3 protein-coding genes are annotated in these 2,522 nt (G+C 60.4%); all 3 read left to right on the top strand.

All coding sequences use genetic code 11. From position 1 onward, the window contains the following. The coding region (locus VMJ11_RS02635; RefSeq protein ID WP_325616627.1) for a TonB-dependent receptor plug domain-containing protein at positions 1-1,022 on the top strand (1,022 nt) is incomplete at its 5' end. Positions 1,023-1,044: 22 nt separating this feature from the next. Continuing rightward, positions 1,045-1,689, top strand: coding sequence for a MotA/TolQ/ExbB proton channel family protein (locus VMJ11_RS02630; RefSeq protein ID WP_325616625.1), 645 nt, complete (start codon positions 1,045-1,047; stop codon positions 1,687-1,689). Next, positions 1,686-2,084, top strand: a complete 399-nt coding sequence (locus VMJ11_RS02625) for a biopolymer transporter ExbD (RefSeq protein WP_325616623.1) — start codon at positions 1,686-1,688, stop codon at positions 2,082-2,084. The genes VMJ11_RS02630 and VMJ11_RS02625 overlap by 4 nt, the downstream gene beginning before the upstream one ends. The last annotated feature ends 438 nt before the right edge of the window (positions 2,085-2,522 follow it).

The raw sequence follows: 2,522 nt of genomic DNA, 5'->3' as shown, positions 1-2,522 counted from the left end.
TCTTTGACAACAATCTCACCGTCTTTCCGGTTGACGAGAACGGCAACCAGTCCTCCGATCAGCCGATCAGTATCCCTGACTCGAGCACCAAGACCGGCTATCTCTACAGCGCGTACGTGCAGGATGAATGGAAGGTCACCGACAAGCTGACGATCAACTATGGCCTGCGCTACGACAGGATGAGTGAGTACGTCAGTGCCAGCCAGCTAAGTCCCCGCATTGGCATGGTGTATGCGCTGACGCCCTCGACCACGGTTCACGCCGGTTACGCCCGCTACTTCACGCCGCCGGCCTTCGAACTGGTGTCGAACGCCGACATTGCCAAATATGCGGGCACTACGGCCCAGGTATCGGGGCAGAACGACCCGGTGCAACCGGAGCGCAGCCATTACTTTGACCTGGGCGTGACGCAGCGGCTGACTTCGTCCCTGACCATTGGTCTGGACGCCTACTACAAGAAGTCGACCAATCTGCTCGATGAAGGTCAGTTTGGCACCGCGCTGATCTTTACGCCGTTCAATTACCAGTACGGTCGTGTGTACGGCGTGGAGTTCACTGCGAACTACAGGCAGGATAACGTTTCCGCCTACATGAACGTCGCGCTCAGTCGTGCGCAGGGCAAAAACATCAATTCGGCACAGTTCAATTTCGACGCCGACGAACTCGCTTACATCGCCAGTCACTGGGTGTATCTGGACCACGATCAACGCGTGTCGGCATCATTCGGGGGCACCTACACGCTCGGCCAGACCACCTTCACGGTTGATAGCATAATCGGCAGTGGTCTGCGCAGTGGCTTCGCGAATACCGATCGCCTGCCGTGGTATACGCAGGTCAATCTCGGCGTCATCCAGCACTTCAATATCAACAACCCGCTGATCGGAAAATTTGATGCCCGCCTGCTGCTGATCAACGCATTCGACCGTGTGTATGAACTGCGTGACGGCTCGGGTATCGGCGTGGGCGCCCCGCAGTACGGACCGCGCATCGCCGTCTACGCGGGTATTACCAAGAACTTCTGATGCATGACGAGGGAATGCTGAAATGAACGACTGGACGACTTTTCTGGGTGCCGTACAACTCGGGGGGTGGGTGATCTATCCTCTAAGCGTGCTTGCCATCGTGGCGATCGCGATTGTGATCGACCGCGCATATGTCTTCCTGCGCTTTGCCCGTACGCCCGATACAGGTGCGCGAGTGCCGGCCGCCGCTGGCATGTCCCCGGAACCCGTTATCGAAGCCTTGGATTTGCTGCCGGCGCGCCATGTTCTCAGGCGTCTGAGCGTCCCGCTCGCAGACCGTCCAGATGTCCCAATCTGGTATCGCGAGTCGAAGACCGAAGCGATCGCGGCGACGATCGAGCGGGACATGAGCAAGGGTTTCTGGGTGCTGGAGACGATTGTGACGGCGGCACCGCTCCTTGGATTGCTGGGCACGATCGTGGGCATGATGCATTCATTCCAGCTGTTCGGCGGTAACGGCCTCGTCAATCCGGGCGGTGTCACGGGTGGCGTCGCCCAGTCGCTGGTAGCAACCGCCGTTGGCCTGGTTGTCGCGTTGTTCTCCCTGTTCGCATTCAACTATTTTTCACGGCGCCTTGAACGGCTGATGGACGAACTCGAGTCGTTTGCGAATGAGCGTATCAGCGAGATCCGCCTCGCTACCGAAGGACAAGGTGCCGCGCCGTGAAGTTTCGTCGCTCTCGCGCCGCCAGGCGTGGTCGCATCGAAATCATCCCGATGATCGACGTCATGTTCTTTCTGCTGGCGACATTCATGCTGGCATCGCTTGCCATGCAACGACTGGACGCGGTGAAGGTGAACCTGCCGTCCGGTCGTGCGCAGCAGATGTCCGCAGATGGACCGCCGACTGTGAGCATCGACCGCAGCAACGCAATTTTCGTCAACCGCCAGGCCGTTCGTCTCGATCAGGTAGAACCGGCGATCAGGCGCGCCCTGCGCCCGGACCATGACGTCATCATCGCCGCCGATGATGCAGCGGGACATGGTATGGTCGTGCAGGCGATGCTGGCGGCCCGTCGCGCGGGAGCCGAGCATTTTCTTGTTGCGGTTCATCGTGAATAGAGCCGGGCAGTTCCTTATCAAGGCGGGTGACAACCGGACAGCGAGGATCACGATTGCCGTGGCGCTGGGCGCACTGGCGTGGGGGATCTTTCTTGTCGTGCTCGGACGCAGCCTGCATGCAAGACCGGTCCCCGAACGTAAGCTCGAACAGCCGCTGCAGATGAGTATCGTTGAAATACCGGATCCAGGTCCGGCGCTGCCTGCCGCGACAACACGACCACCACAAGCGGCCGCTGAGCCGCACAAGGCCTCTCCTCCAAAACAACCGTCAGCCAAACCTGCGCGCACTCAGCCGCTGCCGGTTCGCACGCCAACGCCGGCTCCGCAATCACAGCCTATGGCACGCGCCCAAGAGTCCGCGCGAGCCGTGCAGCCCGAGACCCGTTCGCCCGCCCAAACGGCGACGGCAGAAGCGCCCCCGTCGTCGTCCGACCATGG

The sequence above is a fragment of the Paraburkholderia sp. genome (genome assembly GCF_035501035.1).
GTDB lineage: Bacteria > Pseudomonadota > Gammaproteobacteria > Burkholderiales > Burkholderiaceae > Paraburkholderia.
The sequence above is the reverse complement of the archived record's forward strand: the minus strand, read 5'-3'. Positions and strand labels throughout refer to the sequence as shown.